Annotated in this window: 22 protein-coding genes and 1 pseudogene; 17 read left to right on the top strand and 6 right to left on the bottom strand. The window is 68.9% G+C overall.

Annotated features, from left to right (window positions below):
- The first annotated feature begins 15 nt into the window (after positions 1–15).
- From ADE01S_RS21415 to ADE01S_RS21405, 3 genes are read left to right on the top strand one after another with little or no spacing between them, the layout of a single operon-like run.
- Positions 16–1,476, top strand: coding sequence for an aldehyde dehydrogenase family protein (locus ADE01S_RS21415; RefSeq protein ID WP_062683774.1), 1,461 nt, complete (start codon positions 16–18; stop codon positions 1,474–1,476).
- Between the two features lie 9 nt (positions 1,477–1,485).
- Positions 1,486–2,358, top strand: coding sequence for an intradiol ring-cleavage dioxygenase (locus ADE01S_RS21410; protein WP_062683773.1), 873 nt, complete (start codon positions 1,486–1,488; stop codon positions 2,356–2,358).
- Positions 2,333–2,692 carry a Rieske (2Fe-2S) protein gene (locus ADE01S_RS21405; protein WP_062683772.1) on the top strand — a complete coding sequence of 120 codons (360 nt, stop codon included), beginning with the start codon at positions 2,333–2,335 and terminating at the stop codon, positions 2,690–2,692. Before ADE01S_RS21410 ends, ADE01S_RS21405 begins: the two co-directional genes overlap by 26 nt.
- A 46-nt stretch (positions 2,693–2,738) precedes the next feature.
- Here ADE01S_RS21405 and ADE01S_RS21400 read toward each other — a convergent pair whose 3' ends face one another.
- Entirely contained in the window at positions 2,739–3,464 is a 726-nt protein-coding gene (locus ADE01S_RS21400; RefSeq protein WP_082775868.1) for a GntR family transcriptional regulator, read from the bottom strand.
- 174 nt (positions 3,465–3,638) lie between these two features.
- Here ADE01S_RS21400 and ADE01S_RS21395 point away from each other — a divergent pair, with 174 nt between their 5' ends.
- The 6 genes from ADE01S_RS21395 to ADE01S_RS21370 are packed head-to-tail and all read left to right on the top strand — an operon-like array spanning position 3,639 to position 10,495.
- Positions 3,639–4,430 (top strand): class II aldolase/adducin family protein, encoded by a 792-nt coding sequence (locus ADE01S_RS21395; RefSeq protein WP_062683770.1) that lies wholly within the window; start codon positions 3,639–3,641, stop codon positions 4,428–4,430.
- A gap of 37 nt (positions 4,431–4,467) precedes the next feature.
- The gene (locus ADE01S_RS21390; protein ID WP_062683769.1) at positions 4,468–6,033 is read left to right on the top strand and encodes an ABC transporter substrate-binding protein; all 1,566 of its coding nucleotides are present in this window, start codon (positions 4,468–4,470) and stop codon (positions 6,031–6,033) included.
- A gap of 28 nt (positions 6,034–6,061) precedes the next feature.
- A complete protein-coding gene (locus tag ADE01S_RS21385) occupies positions 6,062–7,036 on the top strand; it encodes an ABC transporter permease (protein ID WP_062683768.1) in 975 nt (324 codons plus the stop codon).
- On the top strand, positions 7,033–7,878 hold the full coding sequence (locus tag ADE01S_RS21380) for an ABC transporter permease (protein WP_062683767.1): 846 nt from the start codon (positions 7,033–7,035) through the stop codon (positions 7,876–7,878). Before ADE01S_RS21385 ends, ADE01S_RS21380 begins: the two co-directional genes overlap by 4 nt.
- Positions 7,875–9,521, top strand: coding sequence for an ABC transporter ATP-binding protein (locus tag ADE01S_RS21375; protein WP_062683766.1), 1,647 nt, complete (start codon positions 7,875–7,877; stop codon positions 9,519–9,521). The genes ADE01S_RS21380 and ADE01S_RS21375 overlap by 4 nt, the downstream gene beginning before the upstream one ends.
- Positions 9,518–10,495 (top strand): 2-hydroxyacid dehydrogenase, encoded by a 978-nt coding sequence (locus ADE01S_RS21370; RefSeq protein WP_062683765.1) that lies wholly within the window; start codon positions 9,518–9,520, stop codon positions 10,493–10,495. Before ADE01S_RS21375 ends, ADE01S_RS21370 begins: the two co-directional genes overlap by 4 nt.
- Before the next feature lie 100 nt (positions 10,496–10,595).
- Here the strand turns inward: ADE01S_RS21370 and clpB are convergent, their stop codons facing one another.
- Positions 10,596–13,202: an ATP-dependent chaperone ClpB gene (clpB, locus tag ADE01S_RS21365; protein WP_062683834.1), complete on the bottom strand. Its 2,607-nt coding sequence runs from the start codon at positions 13,200–13,202 to the stop codon at positions 10,596–10,598.
- Positions 13,203–13,340: 138 nt separating this feature from the next.
- Here clpB and ADE01S_RS21360 point away from each other — a divergent pair, with 138 nt between their 5' ends.
- The 8 genes from ADE01S_RS21360 (at position 13,341) to ADE01S_RS21325 (ending at position 19,366) form a co-directional block, all read left to right on the top strand.
- Positions 13,341–13,799: a gamma-glutamylcyclotransferase family protein gene (locus ADE01S_RS21360; RefSeq protein WP_062683764.1), complete on the top strand. Its 459-nt coding sequence runs from the start codon at positions 13,341–13,343 to the stop codon at positions 13,797–13,799.
- 99 nt (positions 13,800–13,898) lie between these two features.
- On the top strand, positions 13,899–14,627 hold the full coding sequence (locus ADE01S_RS21355) for a helix-turn-helix domain-containing protein (protein WP_062683763.1): 729 nt from the start codon (positions 13,899–13,901) through the stop codon (positions 14,625–14,627).
- A 38-nt stretch (positions 14,628–14,665) separates the two neighbouring features.
- Positions 14,666–15,841, top strand: coding sequence for a hypothetical protein (locus tag ADE01S_RS21350; protein ID WP_062683762.1), 1,176 nt, complete (start codon positions 14,666–14,668; stop codon positions 15,839–15,841).
- Positions 15,842–16,046: 205 nt separating this feature from the next.
- A complete protein-coding gene (locus ADE01S_RS21345; RefSeq protein ID WP_062683761.1) occupies positions 16,047–17,351 on the top strand; it encodes an MFS transporter in 1,305 nt (434 codons plus the stop codon).
- Between the two features lie 62 nt (positions 17,352–17,413).
- Positions 17,414–17,866 carry an ArsR/SmtB family transcription factor gene (locus tag ADE01S_RS21340; RefSeq protein ID WP_062683760.1) on the top strand — a complete coding sequence of 151 codons (453 nt, stop codon included), beginning with the start codon at positions 17,414–17,416 and terminating at the stop codon, positions 17,864–17,866.
- A complete protein-coding gene (locus ADE01S_RS21335) occupies positions 17,752–18,216 on the top strand; it encodes an SRPBCC family protein (RefSeq protein ID WP_075873481.1) in 465 nt (154 codons plus the stop codon). Before ADE01S_RS21340 ends, ADE01S_RS21335 begins: the two co-directional genes overlap by 115 nt.
- Before the next feature lie 51 nt (positions 18,217–18,267).
- Positions 18,268–18,966 carry a DUF899 domain-containing protein gene (locus ADE01S_RS21330; protein WP_062683758.1) on the top strand — a complete coding sequence of 233 codons (699 nt, stop codon included), beginning with the start codon at positions 18,268–18,270 and terminating at the stop codon, positions 18,964–18,966.
- A complete protein-coding gene (locus ADE01S_RS21325; RefSeq protein ID WP_244983324.1) occupies positions 18,920–19,366 on the top strand; it encodes a hypothetical protein in 447 nt (148 codons plus the stop codon). The genes ADE01S_RS21330 and ADE01S_RS21325 overlap by 47 nt, the downstream gene beginning before the upstream one ends.
- 30 nt (positions 19,367–19,396) lie before the next feature.
- On the opposite strand, the gene ADE01S_RS21320 is transcribed toward ADE01S_RS21325, so the two are convergent.
- From ADE01S_RS21320 to ADE01S_RS31840, 4 genes and pseudogenes are all read right to left on the bottom strand, one after another.
- Complete coding sequence (locus ADE01S_RS21320; RefSeq protein WP_062683757.1) at positions 19,397–19,738, bottom strand: 2Fe-2S iron-sulfur cluster-binding protein; 342 nt, start codon at positions 19,736–19,738, stop codon at positions 19,397–19,399.
- 20 nt (positions 19,739–19,758) lie between these two features.
- Complete coding sequence (locus ADE01S_RS21315) at positions 19,759–20,346, bottom strand: NUDIX domain-containing protein (protein WP_062683756.1); 588 nt, start codon at positions 20,344–20,346, stop codon at positions 19,759–19,761.
- A gap of 83 nt (positions 20,347–20,429) precedes the next feature.
- Positions 20,430–21,683, bottom strand: a complete 1,254-nt coding sequence (locus ADE01S_RS21310) for an Hsp70 family protein (RefSeq protein ID WP_062683755.1) — start codon at positions 21,681–21,683, stop codon at positions 20,430–20,432.
- Positions 21,684–21,755: 72 nt separating this feature from the next.
- A pseudogene (locus ADE01S_RS31840) lies at positions 21,756–22,107 on the bottom strand (MFS transporter); the annotation flags it as partial.

The raw sequence follows: 22,107 nt of genomic DNA, 5'->3' as shown, positions 1-22,107 counted from the left end.
CACGAGTCCTCAGCCATGCAGAACCAACTCTACATCGACGGCCGCTTTGTCGACGCCGCCGCCCGCGGCACGATAGACGTGCTGAATCCGCACGACGGATCCCTCATCACCGCCATCGCCGCCGCCGAGGCGCAAGACGTGGACCGCGCGGTGCAAGCCGCCCGACGCGCCTTTCCCGCCTGGTCGCGGATGGCGGCCGCCGACCGCGGCCGCCTGCTGCTCAAGCTGGCCGACCTCATCGAAGCGCACGCCGAGGAACTCGCGCAGCTGGAAACGCTGGACACCGGGCACCCGATCCGCGACACCCGCGGCCTGGACGTGCCGCGCACCGCCGGCTGCTTCCGCTACTTCGGCGGCATGGCAGACAAGCTGCAGGGCAGCGTCATTCCCGTCGAGGCCGGCTTCCTGAACTACGTGCAGCGCGCGCCCATCGGCGTGGTCGGCCAGATCGTGCCCTGGAACTTTCCCCTGATGTTCACCAGCTGGAAACTGGGCCCCGCCCTGGCCGCCGGCAATACGGTGGTGCTCAAGCCGTCGGAACTCACGCCGCTGTCCACCCTGCGCATCGCCGAGCTGATGGCCGAGGCCGGCTTTCCCGACGGCGTGGTGAACGTGGTGCCCGGCTACGGGCACACCGCGGGCCAGCGGCTCGCCGAGCATCCGGACGTGGGCAAGATCGCCTTCACCGGCTCGACCGCCACCGGCCGCCGCATCGTCGAAGCCTCCCAAGGCAATCTCAAGCGCGTGCAGCTGGAACTGGGCGGCAAGGGCGCCAACATCGTGTTCGACGACGCCAATCTCGACGCCGCCGTCAACGGCGCCGCCTGGGCCATCTTCCACAACCAGGGGCAGGCCTGCATCGCGGGCTCCCGGCTGATGCTGCACGAGAAGATCGCCGACGCCTTCCTCGAACGCTTCCTGGCGCTCGCCAATTCCATCCGCCTGGGCGATCCCCGTTCCCCCGAGACGGAGATGGGCCCGCTGACCTCGGCCCAGCACCGCGACAAAGTGCTGTCCTACGTGGGTATCGCCGCCGAACAGGGCGCGCGGGTGCTGGCCGGCGGCACGGCGCCCGGCGGCGACCTGTCCGCGGGCTACTACGTCCGCCCCACCGTCGTGGAAGCCAGCCCCCGCGACCGCGTGGCGCAGGAAGAAGTATTCGGCCCCTTCGTCACCGTGCTGCGCTTCGGCAGCGATGAGGAAGCGCTGGCGATCGCCAACGCCACCGACTACGGGCTGGGCAGCGGCTTGTGGACGCGCGACCTGGCGCGCGCCCACAAGCTGGCGGGTTCCATCCATGCGGGCATGTGCTGGATCAACTGCTACAAACGGGTCAATCCCGGCAGCCCCTTCGGCGGCGTGGGCCAATCGGGCTACGGACGCGAAATGGGCTTCGAAGCCATGCATGACTACACTGAGGCGAGGTCCGTGTGGGTCAACGTGGACGCCGCCGTGCCGCCCCATTTCAAGCGCTGAGGAGCCGCCGTGAATACCGCCATCCAGAACGCCGAAACCGCCCTGACCGATACGGTCGTCGCCGCCTTCGCCCGGACCCCGGATCCGCGGCTGAGGCAGCTCATGCAATCGCTGGTGCGACACCTGCACGCCTTCGTCGCCGACGTCGAGCCCAGCGAGGCCGAATGGATGGCGGCGATCCGTTACCTGACCGAGACCGGCCAGATGTGCGACGGCGCCGTGCGCCAGGAGTTCATCCTGCTGTCCGATACGCTGGGCGTGTCGATGCTGGTGGACGCGATCAATCATCGCAAGCCGGACCAGGCCACCGAGAGCACGGTGTTCGGCCCCTTCTACATCGCCGGCATGCCGGAACGCGCGGCGGGCGAGAACATGGCGCTCACGCCGGGCGAGCCGGCGCTGGTGCACGGGCACGTCCGCGACACCGAGGGCCGGCCGCTGGCGGGCGCCCTGCTCGACGTCTGGCAGACGGCCGCCAACGGCATGTACTCGGGCCAGGACCCGGCCCAGCCCCACGGCAATCTGCGCGGCCGCTACCGCAGCGGCGAGGACGGCTCGTTCGCGATCCGCACCATCCTGCCCGTGTCCTACCCGATCCCGGGCGACGGCCCCGTGGGCCGCATGATGGCGGCCACCGGCCGGCACATCTACCGGCCCGCGCACCTGCATTTCATGATCGACGCCCCGGGCCACCAACAGTTGGTCACCCACCTGTTCAACGCCGGGGATCCCTATCTGGCGTCGGACGCGGTATTCGGCGTGAAGCCCGCGCTGGTGCTGGAGTACAGCCGGCAAAGCGCGGACTCCCCTCTCGCCAGGCAGCATGGCTTCGATACGGACTTCCACGAGGGCCGCTATGACTTCGTGCTGTCCCGGGCGTGAGGCCGAGGCGGCGCTCTGCCGGGTCGAGGACATCCCCGACGGCGGCTCCCTGACGGCCGCCGTCGCGGCGCGCCCGGTGATCCTGCTGCGGCGCGGCAATGCGGTCTGGGGCTACCTGAACCGCTGCCCGCACTTCTCCGTCACGCTGAACGCCGCGCGCGGCACGGTGCTGACCTACGAGGGCCAGGTGCTGATGTGCGCCCACCACTCGGCGCTGTTCCGCTTCGAGGACGGCCTGTGCATCGAAGGCCCATGCCAGGGCGCGGCGCTGGACGCGCTGCCCCTGCGCGTGGAGGAAGGCTGCGTCTATGCGGGGAATCCGCAGGCGCGCTGAAGCACTGCGGCTCGCGGAGCGCGCGCCTGCCGGTTGCAGGCGTCCTTCACGGCTTGGCCGCGCTGCCGGGCTTGCCGCCCTCGGCGCCATGCTGCGAGACGAACAGGTTGCGGACGTGCTGCCAGGCATCGTCCAGATGGACCTTCATGCAGGCCTGCGCGGCCTCGACATCGCGCCGCGCCAGCGCGTCCAGGATGGGCTGGTGCGTGGCCGCCACCATTTCCGGGTCCTGGTACACGTTGTCGATCAACGAAATGATCATCCGCATCTCCGTTTGAGTGCTGGAGAACAGGCGCAACAGATAGGCGTTGCCCGAGAGTTCGCAGATCAGCGTGTGGAAACTCAGGTCCAGCTCGATGCGGCGGTGCTGCGGCGCGTCGGCGGCCTCGTCGATCATCAGGGCCAGCAGGTCTTTCAGCCGCGCCAGGCCGGCCGCATCCGCCTGCTGGCAGGCCGCCGCCACCGCGGTCAGTTCGAGGCTCAGGCGGACCTGGAACAGATCGTCGATCTCGCGCACCGACATCTCGCGCACGAAGAAACCGCGACGCGGCTTGGACACCAGGATGCCCTGGCGTTCCAGGCGGCGCGAGGCCTCGCGCACCGGGGCGCGGCTGATCGCCATCTGCCGCGCGATCTCGGCTTCCACCACGCGGCTGCCGGGGGGCAGGCGCCCCTGCACGATGGCCTGGGTGAGTCGGTCCTCGACCACGCCGACCAGGTCGGGAACGTTGACGGATTCGAAGGGGCGGTAGGCGTCGGAAGTCACGGGCATGGCGGATGTCGTCTCGGTCTGAGATGAGGAATTGCAGCAAGGCGTCAGCTATATAGCATCCCAGTTTTTGAAATCATATCCGTGTTACTGCTAACTGTCGACAGTTGACTATCGACGCATAATCCTTCGCATCCGGCCCGCCCCCCGAGGCCGAGCTCAACCAAGGACGCATGAATGGTCACACCCCTCGACACCGCGCCACAGTCCATGAGCGAGGCGGAGTGGCGGACCCGCCAGGATCTCGCCGCGTGCTACCGGCTGACCGCCCATTTCGGCATGGACGACAGCATCTACACCCACATCTCCGCGCGCGTGCCGGGCGGGGAAGACGCATTCCTGATCAACCCCTACGGCCTCCTGTTCCGCGACATCACGCCGGAATCGCTGGTCAAGGTCGGCATGGACGGCCATGCGGTCGCGCCGAGCTCCTACGACGTGAACCCGGCGGGCTTCACCATCCACAGCGCCGTGCACATGGGCCGTCCCGAAGCGGGCTGCGTGTTGCACACCCACACCGTCGCCGGCGTGGCCGTGTCCTCCCTGGCCTGCGGCCTGCAGCCGGTGAACCAATGGGCGCTGCAGTTCTACAACCGTGTCGCCTACCACGACTACGAAGGCATCGCGCTGGACCTGGAAGAACGCGAGCGCCTGGTCGCGGACCTGGGGCAGCACAAGGCCATGATCCTGCGCAACCACGGCCTGCTCACCGTCGGCGCGACCGTCGCCGAGGCCTTCATCCTCATGCTCAACCTGGACCGCGCCTGCCGGGTCCAGCTGGCGATCCAGTCGACCGGCCAGGCGACCTACCCGGTCAGCCCGCAGGTCAGCGAGAAGACCGCGCGGCAATACGCCAGCGGCGACACCAATCGCCTGCCCGGCTCCACCGATCCCAGCGAACGCGAATGGCGCGCGCTGCTCAAGCTGGTGAATCCCCCGTCCAGCGCTCCCGCCGCGCCGCGCGCCTGAAGCGCCCGCACCGGCCCCCCGCCTCCAGGAGAACCTCATGAATCGTCGCGACTTTCTGATCGCCAGCGCCGCCACGGCCGGATGGTGGAGCGGCAGCGCCGCCCTGCCCGCATGGGCCGCGGCCGCCCGCAACGGCGTGCTGAACATCGCCGTGCAGCCGGAACCGTCCGGCCTCATGCTGGGCATCATCCAGAACGGCCCCACCCAGATGATCGGGGGCCAAATCTACGAAGGCCTGCTGCGCTACGACGAGAAGCTGGAGCCCATGCCGGGCCTGGCGGCCTCCTGGACGGTGAACGACACGGCCACGGTGTACACCTTCAAACTCAAGCAAGGCGTGCTGTGGCATGACGGCAAGCCCTTCGACGCGCACGACGTGGTGTTCAGCGTCGATCAGTTCCTGCGCAAGACCCACGCGCGCCTGCGCGCCGGCCTGGCCTTCGTGGACAGCATCAAGGCGCTGGACGACCACACGGTGGAATTCCGCCTGCCGCGCCCCTTCGCGCCCTTCCTCGGGCTGTTCGAGGTCGGCACCATGCCGATGGTGCCGCGCCATCTCTACGAAGGCACCGACTTCCAGACCAACCCGGCCAACAACACCCCCATCGGCACGGGCCCCTACAAGTTCAAGGAATGGCGCCGCGGCTCGTACATCCAGCTGGTGCGCAACGCGCAATACCACGAGCCCGCCGTGCCCAATGTGGAGACGCTGTACTTCCACGTGATCCCCGACGCGGCCTCGCGCTCGGCCGCCTTCGAATCCGGCAAGCTGGACGTGCTGCCCGGCGGCACCGTCGAGTACTTCGACATCGCGCGCCTGAAGGGCCTGCCCAATGTGGAGATCACCACCAAGGGCTGGGAGTTCTTCGGCCCCCATTCCTTCATGTGGCTGAACAATCGCAACCCGGTGCTGGCCGACCTGCGGGTGCGCCGCGCCATCATGTACGCGCTGGACCGCGAGGCCATGCGCAACGTGGCCTGGTACGGCTTCGGCAAGGTCGCCACCGGCCCGTTCAACAGCACCGTGCGCTACCACACCGACGAAGTGACCAAGTACCCGCGCGACCTGGCGCGCGCCAGGCAACTGCTGAAAGAGGCCGGCTACAAGGGCCAGACCCTGCGCCTGCTGCCGCTGCCCTATGGCGAAACCTGGCAGCGCTTCGCCGAAATCGCGCGCCAGAACCTGGCCGAAGCCGGCATCAAGCTGGAAATGACCGCCACCGACGTGGCCGGCTGGAGCGAAAAGACCGCCAACTGGGACTACGACATCGCCTTCTGCTACCTCTATCAGTACGGCGACGCCGCGCTGGGCGTCGCCCGCAACTATCTCTCGTCGACGATCGCCAAGGGCTCGCCCTGGAACAACGTCGAGGGCTACAGCAATCCCAAGGTGGACGATCTGTTCGAGCGCGGCTCGCGCGAGGCGGATCCGGAAACGCGCCGGCGCCTGTACGAGGAAGTGCAGCGCGTGCTGGTGGACGACGTGCCCGTTGCCTGGTTGCTGGAATTGCAGTTCCCCACCCTGTATCGCAACAACATCAAGAACCTGATCAATTCAGGCATAGGCTTGAACGACAGCCTGGCTCGCGCCACGCTGGCCTGAACACGGCCGTCCGTCCAGGGGGAACGCCATGAAGAAACTCGCCTACCTGATGCGTCGCGTGGCGCAGGGCCTGCTCGTGCTGGCCCTGATCGCGGTCATCAATTTCCTGCTCATCCGCGCCGCGCCCGGCGATCCCGCCACCGTCATGGCGGGCGAAGCCGGCGCAACGGACGAGGTCTTCATGGCGCAGCTGCGCGAGCGCTTCGGCCTCGACCAGCCCCTGCACCGGCAACTGGCGAATTATCTCGGGCATGCGGCGCGGCTGGACCTGGGCGACTCCTACCGCCAGCAACGGCCGGTGATGAGCCTGATCGCAGAGCGCCTGCCCGCCACGCTGCTGCTGACCATGACGGCCTTCGTCATCGCGTTGACCGCGGGCGTGGCGCTGGGCGCATGGACCAGCGCGCGCGCCGGGAGCTGGCTGGACAGCCTGGTGAGCACGCTGTCCATGCTGTTCTACGCCACGCCGCTGTTCTGGCTGGCGTTGATGGCGGTGCTGCTGTTCTCCGTCAAGCTGGAATGGTTGCCGGGGTTCGGCTTCGAGACCGTCGGCGCGGGCTACTCGGGCCTGGCGCGCGCGGCCGACATCGCGCGCCACCTGGCGCTGCCCGCGGCCACGCTGGCGCTTTTCTACATGGCGGTCTATGCGCGCATGACACGCACGTCCATGCTGGAAGTGGCGCAGATGGACTTCGTCAAGACCGCGCGCGCAAAGGGCCTGTCTCCCCGCCGCATCCAACGGCACCACATCCTGCGCAACGCGCTGCTGCCCGTCATCACCCTGGCCGGCATCCAGGCCGGCTCCATGGTGGGCGGCACGGTGCTGATCGAAACCGTCTTCGCCTGGCCCGGCATCGGCCGCCTGATGTTCGACGCGCTGGTACAGCGCGACTACAACCTGCTGCTGGGCACCTTCCTGATCACTGCCGCACTCGCCGTGGCGTTCAACATCGTCACCGACCTGCTCTATACGTTGGCCGACCCGAGGATAGAACTGCAATGAACAACGGATTCTGGCGGCGTTTCCGCCGCAACAAGGGCGCCCTCGCCGGCCTGGCCGTGATGACCGCGGTGCTGCTGCTGGCGCTGGCCGCGCCGCTGATCGCCGCGCACGATCCCTGGGCCATGGTGCAACGCCCGTTCCTGCGGCCGCTGGACATGGCCGGCCTGCCCTTCGGCACCGACACCATGGGCCGCGACATCGGGTCCGGCCTGGCCTACGGCGCGCGCGTCTCGCTGCTGATCGGCCTGATCTCGACGCTGGCCGGCCTGCTGATCGGCGTGTCGGTGGGCGCCCTGGCCGGCTATTACGGCGGCTGGATAGACAGCGGCCTGATGCGCTTCACCGAGTTGTTCCAGGCCATCCCCAGCTTTGCGCTGGCCATCGTGCTGGTGGCGATCTTCCAGCCCTCGGTCGACTCCATCGTCACCGCCATCGCGCTGGTCTCCTGGCCGCCCGTGGCGCGCCTGGTCCGCGGGGAATTCCTGACGCTGCGCCACCGCGACTTCGTCCACGCCGCCCACCTCGCGGGCGAATCCAACCTGCGCATCATCGTCACCCAGATCCTGCCCAACGCCGCCGCGCCCATCGTGGTCATGGGCTCGCTGATGGTGGCCACCGCGATCCTGCTGGAGTCCAGCCTGAGCTTCATGGGCCTGGGCGATCCCAACGTCATGAGCTGGGGCTACATGATCGGCGCGGCCCGCACCGCCTTGCGCCAGGCCTGGTGGATCAGCCTGTTCCCCGGCGTGGCCATCCTGCTGACCGTGCTGGCGCTGAACCTGGTGGGCGAAGGCTTGAGCGACGGCCTGAACACCCGCCTGGACGCAAGGAGCCGCACATGACGCCGACGCCACCGCTGCTCGACATCCGCGGCCTGAGCATCCGGCTGCCCGCCGGCGCCGACCGCGCCCTCGCCGTCAAGGAAGCCAGCCTGTCCGTCGCCGCCGGCGAAACGCTGTGCATCGTGGGAGAAAGCGGTTCGGGAAAATCGATGATCGCCAACGCGGTCATGGGCCTGCTGCCGCAGCCCCTGGTGGCGCCCGTCGCCGGCGCCATCGCCTTCCAGGGCCAGGACCTGCTGGCGCTGCGGGAACCGCAATGGCGCGCCCTGCGCGGCAACCGCATCGGCATGATCTTCCAGGACCCCATGTCGGCGCTCAATCCCGTCATGCGCATCGGCGAACAGCTGGAGGAAGCGCTGGACGCGCACCTGGATCTCACGCCCGGCGACAAGCGCGCCCGCATCCTCGCGGCCCTGCGCGACGTGCGCCTGCCCGATCCCGAAGGCATCGCCGCCAGCTATCCCGGGCGGCTGTCCGGCGGACAGCGCCAGCGCGTCATGATCGCGTGCGCGCTGATGCTGGAACCGGCCCTGCTGATCGCCGACGAGCCGACCACCGCGCTGGACGTCACCACCCAGGCGCAGATCCTGGAGCTGATCCGCGACCTCCAGGCCAGGCAAGGCACGGCGGTGCTGTTCATCACGCACGATTTCGGCGTGGTGTCCCAGATCGCCGACCGCGTCGCCGTCATGCAGCTGGGCGAGATCGTCGAGGCCGGCGACGCCGCCGCAGTCCTCGGCAACCCGCAACACGACTACACCCGCAAGCTCATCTCCGCGATTCCGCACGGCATGCCGGCGGCTGGCTCGGCCGCCAACGCGCAGCCGCTGCTGCTGGACGTGCGCGACCTGCGCAAGACCTACTCGTCCGGCGGCGGACTGTTCCGGCGCGGACGCGAAACCGCGGCCATGCGCGGCATCAGCTTCACCCTTCAGCGCGGCGAAGTGCTGGGCCTGGTGGGCGAATCCGGCTCCGGAAAATCCACGCTGGGCCGCTGCATCGCGGGCCTGCTGGCGCCGGACGGCGGCCAGATTCTCTTCAACGGCCGGGAGCACGGCGCGCGACCGGCGCCGGGCCGCGTGCAGATGGTCTTCCAGGACCCGCAGGCTTCGCTCAACCCGCGCCATACCGTGGGCCGCTCGATCATGGCCGGCCCGCTGGCGCAAGGCATGGCGTCAGAACGCGCCCGCGAGCGCGCGGCGGAACTGCTGCATTTGGTGGGCCTGAACCCGGACGCCGCCGGCCGCTACCCGCACGAATTCTCCGGCGGTCAGCGCCAGCGCATCGGCATCGCGCGCGCGCTGGCCTCGGAACCCGAACTGATCGTGGCGGACGAGCCCGTCTCCGCGCTGGACGTGTCGGTGCAGGCCCAGGTGCTGGAACTGTTCGCCAGCGTGCGCAGGCAGTTCCACCTGAGCATGCTGTTCGTGACCCACGATCTGCGCGTGGCGGCGCAGATGTGCGACCGCATCGCCGTCATGCAGCAGGGCCGCATCATCGAATGCGGCTCCGCCGCGCAAGTCATCCGCGCCCCCAGCCAGGACTACACGCGAGCGCTGGTGCAAGCGGTGCCCGACTTCGCCAGCATCGTTTCCGGACGAGCGCGGCTCACGGGCCTCGCGCGACTGGAGGCCGCGGCATGAGCGCGCGCCTTCAACCCGCTCCGGCCGCGGACGCGCCGCCCTGCATCGCCCTGCTGAGCGGGGTGCTGGACATGCGCTATCTGGTGCCGGCCTTCCGGGCCCTGCGGCCCGACATCGAATGGCGCACCGCGGACGACCTGGGCGACCCGGCGGAAATCGACGCCGCGGTGTGCTGGCAGCCGCCGGCCGGCGTGCTGGGCAGGCTGCCCAACCTGCGCCTGATCCAATCGATAGGCGCCGGCGTGGATCACATCTACGCCGATCCCGCGGTCCCGCGCCACGTGCCGGTGTGCCGCGTGTCCGAGGCCGGCATGACCGCGGGCATGAGCACCTACGTCGCCTGGGCGGTGATCAATCATCACCGGCACTTTCCCGATTACGTGCGCAATTGCGCCGCGGGCATTTGGCGCGAAAGCCCCATCGTGGCGCCTTCGGAGCATCGCGTCGCCATCGCCGGGCTGGGCCGGCTGGGCCTGGCGGCGGCGCGCGCGCTATCCGCGCTGGGCTACCGCGTATCGGGCTGGAGCCGCACGCCCAAGCCCGATCTGCCCGCGGACATTACCGGGCATCACGGCGCCGACGGTCTGCCGGCCCTGCTGGCCGAGGCCGACACCCTGGTCTGTCTGCTGCCGCTGACGGACGAAACCCGCGGCTTTCTCGGCGCCGCCACCTTCGCGCAGCTCGCGCGCGGCGCCCACGTGGTCAATGCGGGCCGCGGCGAGCATCTGGATCCGGAGGCCCTGCTGGCCGCGCTGGACAGCGGCCAGCTGTCCTACGCCACACTGGACGCCACGCCACAGGAGCCGTTGCCGCCTGGACACGCGCTATGGCGTCACCCCAATGTGCTGGTCACGCCGCATATCGCCACGCGCACGCCAGCCGCGGCCATCGCCCGCCAAACGCTGGAGAACCTGAAAACGGTACTGGAGGGGCGGCGGCCCGATACTTGCACCGACGCGACCTTGGGATACTGACCGGCCGACAGGCGGCGCATGTAAAAAACCCCCGGAAGCTGGATGTCAGTCCAGCTTCCGGGGGTTGTTTGACGGCTCGGCTCTCGCCGCGGCGGACGCGTTACTGCAAGGTTCGCGTGAAGACGAACTGGCCGTCCTGCCAATCCACCGGCACCACGTCGCGCGGGCCGAAGCGGCCTTCCAGGATCAGCCGCGCGACCGGGTTTTCGATCTGCTGCTGGATCGCGCGCTTCAAGGGGCGCGCGCCGAACACCGGATCGAAGCCGGAGCGGGCCAGTTCCGCCAGGGCGGGCTCGCTCACTTCGAGGCGCATCTCCTGCCGTTCCAGGCGCTCGCCCAGGCGGCGCAGCTGGATGCGGGCGATCGACTCGATGTGCTGCGCTTCCAGCCCGTGGAATACGACCACCTCGTCGATGCGGTTGAGGAACTCGGGCCGCAGCGTCTGCTTGAGCTCGTCCCAGACCACTTCCTTGATCACTTCGTACGGCTTGCCGGCCAGGCTCTGGATATGGTGCGAGCCCAGGTTGGAAGTCATCACGATGACCGTGTTGCGGAAGTCCACGGTGCGGCCCTGGCCGTCGGTCAGGCGGCCGTCGTCCAGCACCTGCAGCAGCACGTTGAAAACGTCCGGATGCGCTTTTTCGACTTCATCGAGCAGCACCACGCTGTACGGCTTGCGGCGCACGGCCTCGGTCAGGTAGCCGCCCTCTTCGTAGCCCACGTATCCCGGCGGCGCGCCGATCAGCCGCGCCACCGAATGCTTCTCCATGAATTCGCTCATGTCGATGCGGATCATGTGCTCTTCGGAGTCGAACAGGAACTCCGCCAACGCGCGCGTCAGCTCGGTCTTGCCCACGCCGGTGGGGCCCAGGAACAGGAAGGAACCGTAGGGACGCGACGGGTCCGCCAGCCCGGCGCGCGAACGCCGGATCGCATCGGAGACGAGACGCACGGCCTCGTCCTGGCCCACCACGCGGCGGTGCAGGAACTCTTCCATGTGCAGCAGCTTCTCGCGTTCGCCCTGCATCATCTTGGACACCGGAATGCCGGTGGCGCGCGACACGACTTCGGCGATTTCCTCGGCGCCGACACGGGTGCGCAAGAGGCGCGGACGCCCTTCGCCGCCCTCGGCTTCCTCGGCCGCTTCCGCGGCGCCCACTTCGGCCGCCTTCAGGCGCGCTTCCAGGTCGGGCAGCTTGCCGTACTGCAACTCGGCCAGCTTGTCGAACTGGCCCTTGCGCTGCAGGTCCGCCATTTCGGCGCGCACGCTGTCGATCTCTTCCTTGATGGCCTGGGTGCCCTGCACGGCGGCTTTTTCCGCCTTCCAGATTTCCTCGAAGTCGTTGTATTCGCGCTGGAGCTTTTCCAGTTCGTCCTCGATCACGCCCAGGCGGCGCTTGGAAGCGTCGTCGGTTTCCTTCTTGACGGCCTCGCGCTCGATTTTCAGCTGGATGATGCGGCGGTCCAGCTTGTCCATCACTTCCGGCTTGGAGTCGATCTCCATGCGGATGCGGGCGCCGGCCTCGTCGATCAGGTCGATGGCCTTGTCGGGCAGGAAGCGGTCGGTAATGTAGCGGTGCGACAACTCGGCCGCGGCCACGATGGCCGGGTCGGTGATCTCCACGCCGTGGTGGATTTCATAGCGTTCCTGCAGGCCGCGCAGAATGGCGATGGTGGACTCCACGTCGGGTTCGTCGACCAGCACTTTCTGGAAGCGGCGCTCCAGCGCGGCATCCTTCTCGATGTACTTGCGGTATTCGTCCAGCGTGGTGGCGCCGATGCAGTGCAGCTCGCCGCGCGCCAGCGCCGGCTTGAGCATGTTGCCCGCGTCCATCGCGCCTTCGGCCTTGCCCGCGCCCACCATGGTGTGCAGTTCGTCGATGAAGACGATGTTGCTGCCGTCGTCCTGGGCCAGCTCTTTGAGCACGGACTTCAGGCGTTCCTCGAATTCGCCGCGGAACTTGGCGCCGGCCAGCAGCGCGGCCAGGTCCAGCGACAGCACGCGCTTGCCGCGCAGGGTCTCGGGCACTTCGTCGTTGACGATGCGCTGCGCCAGGCCTTCGACGATGGCGGTCTTGCCCACGCCGGGTTCGCCGATCAGGACCGGGTTGTTCTTGGTGCGGCGCTGCAGGATCTGGATGGTGCGGCGGATTTCGTCGTCGCGGCCGATGACCGGGTCGAGCTTGCCCTGGCGGGCGCGCTCGGTCAGGTCCATGGTGTACTTGGCCAGGGCTTCGCGGTTGGATTCGCCTTCGGCGGCCGAGACGTTCTCGCCGCCGCGCACGGCGTCGATGGCGGCCTCAAGGGCCTTTTTCTGCAGGCCGGCCTCTTGCAGGATGCGGCCGGCCGGGCCCTTGTCGTCGGCCAGCGCCAAGAGGAACAGTTCGCTGGCGATATAGGTATCGCCGCGGCGCGCCGCTTCCTTGTCGGTGCGCGTGAGCACGCCCTGCAGGTCGCGGCTGACCTGGACGTTGTCTTCGCCCTGCACCTGCGGCAGGGACTTCATGGCGCTCTCGATGGCCGACGGCAACCGGTTGACCGCTACGCCGGCGCGCGCGAGCAGGCTGCCCGCGCCGCTGTCGGAATCCGAGAGCAGGGCGGAGAGCACATGGACGGGCTCGATGTAGGGGTGATCGTTGCGGGCGGCCAGACTCTGAGCGTCGGCCAGGGCTTGCTGGAACTTGGTTGTCAGTTTGTCGAATCGCATAATGGTCATTTGGCTTGTTGGGGAGCCTGACCGATACGTGCCGGCGGGCTCGATAAGCTGAATATGCGGACGGATGGGAGAATTTCAACACCCTGCCCGCGCCATGGTTTTTTTCGACGTGCAGCAACAATCTGACTTATGAGCATATACGTTTTTGTCTACGGGACGCTACGCGCGGGCGAAATCAATGACCTGGCGCAAGCCGCCGCCCGGCGCCGGCTCCTCCCGGCCCGCTACGTCGGCCCGGCCAGCGTGCCCGGCCGCCTGGTGGATTTCGGCGACTGGCCGGGCCTGATCCCGGTCGCGGACGGCCGGCGCGTGCGGGGCGACGTTTTCGAGGTGGAGCCGGCGCTGATCGCCCTGATGGACGAAATCGAGGAATACGAGCCCGGAAAGCCGTGCTGCTTCGTGCGGCGCGAGGTCGCCGCGCGGCTGGAATTCCCCGGGGAAGGCCCGCCGGAGGGGCCGGAATCGGGCGGTTCGCTCACTTGCCAGTACTATCCCATTGATCCGGCGCTGCGCGGCGAGGCGGTGGACGTCGCCGGCGACGACTGGATCTGTTACCGGCGCGCGCGGCGGCTCCCGGGGTGCCCGTAAGACGCCCGTAGTAACAACGGACTACAATATCAGTTGTCTTCATGCTTTACACCCATTGCCGGCCCCGATCCGGGCAATGGGCACTATAAAGGTCATCGTATGCAAAAACGGGTTCCCGTTGCCCCTGATGCCGCCCACTGTTCCACATGCATGCTGGGCCATGTGTGCGTGCCCGTCGGCATGGCGGCCGCTGAAGTGGAAAAGCTGGACGAACTGGTCAAGGAGCGCGTGCGCCTTGAAAAAGGCAAACCGCTCTATTCGCTGAACCATCCGCTCGACGCGGTCTACAGCGTGCGTTTCGGCAGCCTCAAGACGCAGCTGGAAGACGCCACCGGCCAAATCCAGGTCACCGGCTTCCACCTGCCCGGCGAAATCGTCGGCATGGACGGCATGCTCGATGGCAAGCACGTTTCGACCGCCGTCGCCCTGGAAGATTCCGAAGTCTGCGTGATCCGCCTGGCCGACATCGACCGCGTGGCGACGCATCTGCCTGCCCTGCAGCAGCAGTTCCGCCGCCTGATGAGCCGCGAGATCAACCGCTCGCACCAGATGCTGGCCTCGCTGGGTTCCATGCGCTCCGAACAGCGCCTGGCCGCGTTCCTGCTCAACCTGTCGCAGCGCTACGCCTCGCTGGGCTATTCGTCGACCGAATTCGTGCTGCGCATGAGCCGCGAAGAAATCGGCAACTATCTCGGCCTGACCCTCGAAACGGTCAGCCGGCTGTTCTCGCGCTTCGCGCGCGACGGCCTGATCAAGATCAACCAGCGCGAAGTGCGCATCCTGGACCTGCCCGCGCTCAAGCAGCTGCTGGGCCAAGAAGGCTGCTGATCGTCCGCCGCGCCATGCGCCGCGCGCCCGTTCTCCCCATGCGCCAGGCGCGGCGCGGCCTGGCCGTCGGCGCGGCGCGCGGCCTGTCCGCCATGCTCGTCCTGGCTGCCGGGCTGGCTCCCTTGGCGGCGCAAGCCCAGACTCCCCTGCCCGACCCCTACGATTACGACGAAACCGTGCCCGCGCCCAAGCGCGCGGTGCCGCTGCGCTGGCAGACCGTGGAGCTGGGCAAGCCCGGCCATCGCTACAAGATGCCGGTCTACGCCAACCGCAAGCTGGGCAGCGACGATCTGCGCGACATCAAGCACGTCATCGTCGTCATCCACGGCGTCAAGCGCGACGCCGACCGCTATTACGAAACCATCGACGAACTGCTGGCGCGCAACCCCCAGCGGGCGCGCGACACGCTGATCCTGGCGCCGCGCTATTCGGGCTCCATCGACTCGGGCTTCGGCGGCATGGCGGCCTGGCGCAAGGCCAGCTGGGAAGATGGCGAAGACAGCGTGCAGGCCGCCGGGCGGCCGGCGCCGGTCAGCGCCTTCCAGGTGCTCGACGACCTCCTGCGCAGCCTCGACGACCGCAAGCGCCTGCCGGCCCTGGCGGGCATCGTGCTGGCCGGGCATTCGGCCGGCGCGCAGCTGGTGCAGCGCTACGCGGTGCTGAACAACGTCGACGGCCCGCTGCGGCGCGACGGGCTGACGCTGCGTTACGTCGTCGCCAATCCCTCGTCCTACCTGTACCTGACGAACGAGCGGCCGCGCGCCGACGGCAAGGGCTACGCGCCCTACGAGCGCGGCATCTGCCCGACCTACAACCAGTACAAGTACGGCACGGACAAGCTGCCGTCCTATGCGCGCGAGACCGACGAATCCCGGCTCTTCGTGCGCTATGCGGCGCGCGACGTCACCTACCTGCTGGGCGGCGCCGACAACAACCCCGAACACCGCCTGCTGGACAAGACCTGCGGGGCGGAAGCGCAGGGAGCGACGCGGCTGGCCCGCGGCACGGGCTACGCGCAATACGAATACGTGCTGGCCAGCCGCGGCGCCAAGCCCGTGCCGCTGCACCGGCACGCCTACGAGGTGTCGGGCGTCGGGCACGACAACAAAGGCATGTTCGGCTCGGTCTGCGGCACGCGCGCGCTGCTGGGCGAGGACGCCCGGGCCGCCGACGGCGCGGCGCCTTGCGAGGCCATCAAGCCGCGCGGCAAGTAAGCCCTGGCGCCCGCCTCCGGACGCCGTCCGCTGACAAAAAGCTGAAGCCGGAACCTCCGTCCGGCGCGTGCATTTCCGCGCCGGCAGGCGCACCATATTGCTTAGCGTGATCCATCCGCGGCGGCCTGTCTCGCCCTGGCGGCGCAGCCTTCCCTGGCCGCGGTCGCGTGTCCGGCGCCCCGACAGACGCAGCTGGAGGACAGACATGACGCAAGCGTATCTCGACATGCCCGACGCAAAACGCCGCATCAAGGCGATCTTCGTCGGATCCATGGGCAACCTGGTGGAGTGGTATGACTTCTACGCCTATACCGCCTTCGCGCTCTACTTCGCCCCCGCCTTCTTCCCTTCCCACGATCCCGTCGTGCAGCAGCTGAACGCCGCCACGCTGTTCGCGGCCGGGTTCATCGTGCGCCCGCTGGGCGGCTGGCTGTTCGGCCACCTCGCGGACCGGCACGGGCGGCGCCTGTCGCTGATGGTGTCGGTGGGGATGATGTGCGTGGGGTCGCTGATCATCGCCGTCACGCCGACCTACGCCACCATCGGCCTGGCCGCGCCGGCCCTGCTGGCGCTGGCGCGCGTGGTCGAAGGACTGAGCCTGGGCGGGGAATACGGCGCCAGCGCCACCTACCTGACCGAGATCGCGGATCCCGACCATCGCGGCTTCTATTCCAGCTTCCAGTACGTCACCCTGATCGGCGGCCAGCTCTGCGCGATCCTGGTGCTGCTGCTGTTGCAGAACGTATTCCTCACGCACGAGCAGCTCCTGCAATGGGGCTGGCGCATTCCCTTCGTGATCGGCGCCATGCTCGCCATCATCACCGCGGTGATGCGCCGGGACATGCCCGAGACCGACTCCTACAAGGAAGCCAGCAAGATGGCCAAGCCGCAGACCAGCTCGCTGCGCGGCCTGCTGAAGTACCCGCGCGAGGTGGCGATCGTGGTGGGCCTGACCGCCGGCGGCACCGCGGCCTTCTACACCTTCACGACCTACATGCAGACCTTCGTGCGGCAGACCTCGGGCTTCACCGACATCGTCACCACCTACATCATCGCGGGCTCGCTGATCTTCGCGCTGATCCTGCAACCGGTGTACGGCGCGCTGTCCGACCGCATCGGGCGCAAGCCCCTGCTGATCTTCTTCGGCGTGGCCGGCGCGGCGCTCACCGTGCCCATCCTGATGACGCTGTCGCACACCCGCTCGCCCTTCATGGCCTTCCTGCTGATCTGCGGCGCGTGGGTCTTCACGGCGGGCTATACGTCCATCAACGCGGTGGTGAAGGCCGAGCTGTTCCCCACCAACGTGCGCGCCACCGGCGTCGCCGTGCCCTACGCCGTGACGGTATCGATCTTCGGCGGCACGGCGCCGGCCATCGCCCTGTTCTTCAAGCAGCAGGGGCACGAGGAGTGGTTCTACTACTACCTCGCGGGCATCATCTTCCTGTCGCTGCTGGTGTATGCCAGCATGCGCGACACCAAGCACGCGTCCGCCATGCACCGTCACGCCTGACTTCTTATCGCGCCAACTTTGTTGCTTGACAAGCCCGCCGCTTCGGCATAATACTTAACCTCATGGTTAAGTTTAAAGACGACATGCTCGACGCTATCTTCTCGGCCCTGGCCGACGGCACGCGGCGCCGGGTGCTGGCCGATCTGGAACAAGGCGCGGCCTCGGTCAGCGAGCTGGCCCGGCCGCACGCCATGTCCCTGCCCGCGTTCATGAAGCATCTGCGCGTGCTGGAAGACGCCGGCCTGATCGCCCGCGCCAAGGACGGCAGGGTCGTGAACTGCACGCTATCGCCCGAACCCATGCGCGCGGCCTCCGATTGGCTGGCCCGCTACGAGAAGTTCTGGAACGGGCAACTGGATTCGCTGGCGCGGTACCTGTACCACGAGGAAGAGGTCCACCCATGGAAAACCGAATCACCCGACACGAAGCCCCCCCCATCGAGCTCCGGCTCCGGCGACGCTTCGACGCCCCCGTCGAACGCGTCTGGCGCGCCTGGACGGACCCGCAAGCGCTGATGCGCTGGTTCGGCCCCGCCGAGACCCGGCGGGTGCTGGTGGCCGAGACCGACGTGCGCGTGGGCGGCGCCTACCAGGTGGGCTTCTCCACCGACGACGGCCGGGAGCATCACGCCAGCGGCCATTACCGCGAGGTGGAGCCGCAGCGCCGGCTGGTCTTCACCTGGGCCTGGCGCGATACCCCCGCCGAGGTCTCCCTGATTACCCTGGAATTCAGCCCTGCGGGCGGCGGCACCGAGCTCGCCTTCCTGCAGACCCCGTTCGTCGACCAGGCCATCCGCGACAGCCACGAGCATGGCTGGTCCGGCGCGCTGGACCGGCTGGCGGGCCACTTGGCGGAGGCGGCCTGAAGGCCCTCTCCGCCCCTACCGGGCCGCCCGGCCCGCCCCGAGGAGCCGCAGATGCAAATCGATCATCCCGTCGTATCCCAAGCGCAATGGGACGCCGCGCGCGCCGCGTTCCTGCAACGCGAAAAAGACCTGACCCGGGCCCAGGACGCGCTGGCGCGCGACCGCCAGGCCCTGCCCTGGGTCAGAATCGACAAGCCCTACCGGTTCGAGGGCCCGCGCGGCCCCGCGGACCTGGCCGCGCTGTTCCAGGGACGGCGCCAGCTCATCGTCTACCACTTCATGTTCGGCCCCGACTGGGAGGAAGGCTGCGTGGGGTGCTCGTTCCTGGCCGACCACATGGAAGGCGCCCTCATGCACCTGCGCCAGCACGACGTGACGGTAGCCGCCGTCTCGCGCGCGCCCTACGCCAGGCTGGACGCGTTCAAGCGGCGCATGGGCTGGCGCTTCGACTGGTATTCGTCGGAGGGCTGCGATTTCAACTTCGACCTGCAGGCCTCGGTGCCCAAGGCGGACGGCGACGTCGAGGAGCGCTCCGGCGCCAGCGCCTTCTTCCACGATCCGGACGGCGAGATCTTCCACACCTATTCCGCCTTCGAGCGCGGCGTGGAGCGCCTGGCGGGCGCCTACAACTACCTGGACCTGGCGCCGCTGGGCCGCAACGAAAACGGCCCGCACTTCAACCTGGGCGATTGGGTCCGCCACCATGACCGCTACGACGACGCCAAGCCGGCCTGCCACGCCTGCGGTTGAAGCCGGCGCGCTATCCCATGCCGGCCCCGCCGGCCTGTGGCTGGCGTGCATGGCCGCGATGGCGGCGGGCTTGTGGATAGACACGCTGCGCACCCCGGCCGCCCTGCTGGCCAGCGAATGCGCGGCGCCGGGCAGCTTGGCGGAGATGGCGTGGCGGCATGCGCGGCTGATGCCGGCCAGCAGCATCGCCATGCTGGCCGCGGCGCTGGCCCCGTGGCCGGGCGCGCCCGCGCTCGGCGCGCGGCTGGCCTGCCTGGTGGCGATGGGCATCGGGATGGTGGCGGGCGCCCAGCTGGGCATGGCCCTGGCCTTGCCGCTGGGCGTGGCGCCCTTTGCCGGGCTGGCGGCGGGGATGGCGGCCGGCATGGCCGTCGCCCTGGCGGCCGTGGGCGCGCCCTGAGGGCCGCCGGCGCCGCCTGGCGCGCCCGCGTTAGCGCCGCGCCCCGGTCAACGGCCGTGGCGGGGGCGCCGGCGCGGCGGCCTCGATCGGCGCGGCCAGCGGCGCCTGGATTTCCAGCGCGGACACGGGCTGCGCCACGCAGGGCAGGATCCAGCCCTCTTCCTTCTCGTCGCGCGACAGGCCGGGCCATTCGATGCCGTAGACGACCTCTCCTTCCAGCATCAGGCACATGCAGGCGCGGCAGGTGCCGTTGCGGCAAGAGCTGGGCAGCTTGATGCCCGCCGCCTGCGCCGCCAGCAGCACGGACGTGCCCGCCGGCGCGTCGAAGCGCAGGCCGGCAGGCTGCACGAGAACCGGATACGACGCGGACATGGCAGGCAGGTTCGCGCGCCTCAGCCGGCGTTGTCCTGCCAGTCCAGCTGCCAGGCGCCGGACAGCACGTTCTGCATCCACAGCACGCAGGTCAGGGTCTTGGCGTCGGTGACTTCGCCCTTGCGGCAGGCCTCGACCAGCTCTTCGGGCCGGGCGCTGGCCACGTCCAGGAACTCGTCCTGGTCCAGCTGGCGGGGGCCGGCGCGCAGGCCGCGCGCGAAGAAGATATGGATGATTTCCGTGGAGTAGGCGATGGCCAGGTGCAGCGCGCCGGCGTGCGCCCATTGGGCGGCCGTGTAGCCGGTTTCTTCCAGCAGTTCGCGCTTGCCGCAGACCAGGGGATCTTCGCCCGGATCGAGCTTGCCCGCCGGAAACTCCGTCATGACGCGGCCGATGGGATAGCGGTACTGGCGTTCGAGCAGGACACGCCCGTCGTCGAGCAGCGGAATCACGACCACCGCGCCGGGATGCAGGACGTATTCGCGTATCGCGGTATTGCCGTTGGGCAGGCTCACCGTGTCGCGGCGGATCTTCAGGAAGCTGCCCTCGTAGGGCGCCTCGCTGGCGACCAGTTTTTCGACGAGATGGGAATCGGAATTGGCGGTCATGAGGGTTTCCAGGGCCGGACGGAGCGCGCGGGCGGCGGGGGCCCGCCAGAAGCCATGCAGCTTACCATCGCCGCCATGACACTTCAGCCGAACTTGCGCAGGGCGTCCAGCGCCAGCCCGGCGCCGATGCTGCCGAACAGATCGCCTTCCACGCTGCGCGCCGTCGGCACCAGCGCCGATACCGACTCGCGCAGGCGCGGCACCCGGCTGGAGCCGCCGGTGAAGAACACGGTGTCCACGTCCGCCGTCGCCACGCCGGCGTCGCGCAGCAGCGCGCCCACGGTGGTCTCGACCTTCTCGATCAGGCGGCCCACGCAGGCGTCGAACGACGGCCGCGTGACCTCCACGCCCAGCTCCGGCGCGATGCGGGACAGGTCGATCCGCGCCGCGGGCGTCTCCGACAGGGCGATCTTCGCCTCTTCCACCTGCACCGCCACCCAATGGCCCGCGCGCTGCTTGACCAGATTGAGCAGCAGGTCGATCTTTTCGCGGTCGCCGGCCTCGGCGCGGATGAACGCAAAGTGCTCGGCCGCCTTGCGGGTATAGGCCTGGTTGATGGTGTGCCAGCAGGCCAGGTTGCCGTATTGCGTGGAGGGCACGTCCTTGCCGCTGCGCAACTGGCTGCCCAGCCCGAGCAGCGGCATCACGTGCCCCAGGCTGAGCTGCTTGTCGAAATCCACGCCGCCGATGTGGACCCCGCCGTAGGCCAGGATGTCGTCGCGCCGGTCGGCCTTGCCGGCCCGCCCGGGCCCCAGGCGGATCAGCGAAAAGTCCGAGGTGCCGCCGCCGATGTCGATGACCAGCACCAGTTCTTCGCGGTCGATCTGCGATTCATAGTCGAAGGCCGCGGCCAGCGGCTCGAACTGGAATTCGATGTCGGTGAAGCCGACGCTGCGGGCGATCTCGCCCAGCGTGTCCTGCGCCAACTGGTCGGCGGCGGGATTGTCGTCCACGAAGAACACCGGCCGGCCCAGCACCGCGCGCGTGAAGCCGCGGCCCGCCGCCGCTTCGGCGCGCTGTTTCAGCTCGGCGATGAAGCGCGTCAGCAGGACCCGGAACGGAATCGAGCGTCCCTGGACTTCGGTCGAGCCCTCGATGAGCGAACTGCCCAGCAGGCTCTTCATCGACCGCATCAGGCGGCCGTCATAGCCCGCCAGGTAGTCGGAGATGGCGGCGCGGCCGTAGCTGACCTCGGCGTCCTCGTCGTGGAAGAAAATGGCCGAAGGCAAGGTGGGCTTGCCGTCCTCCAGGGCGAGGAGCGCGGGCTGGCCGGCGCGGCTCCAGCCGACGGTGGAGTTGGACGTGCCGAAGTCGACGCCGCATGCGGTGGAAATCATGGAAAACTCTGGGACTGAAAGCAAAACGGCGCACAAGTGTACTCGCTGCGCCTGTCATGGTCCCAGGAAGCCTTACCCGCCCGCCCGCGCCGCCGGGCGCGCGAGCCCCCGCGCGGTGAACGCCAAGGTCAGCGCGGCCACCGCCAGCCCGGCCGCGAAGCCCCCGGCGTAGCCCGCGTAGGCCGCCAGGCCCGTCATCATCGACGAGGTCAGGATCTCGCCGAGATCGCGCGCGCTCTGGACCGCGGTCATGTCGGTTCCGGCCTGGGCGCCCTGGCGCGCGAAGCGCATGGCCAGCGTCATCAACGCGACCGACGCCGCCCCCGCCCCGAACGAGCCCAGCGCCTGCGCGCCGTAGGCCATGTCCGCCCGCGGCGGCGCCCAGCCCGCGGCCTGCGCCAGCCAGCCCAGCGCCGCCGCGCCC

Origin of the sequence: Achromobacter denitrificans NBRC 15125 (assembly GCF_001571365.1) — a bacterium.
In the GTDB taxonomy this organism is placed as follows: Bacteria; Pseudomonadota; Gammaproteobacteria; order Burkholderiales; family Burkholderiaceae_B; genus Achromobacter; species Achromobacter denitrificans.
Note: the sequence above shows the minus strand (reverse complement) of the source record. Positions and strands in the feature narration are given on the sequence as shown.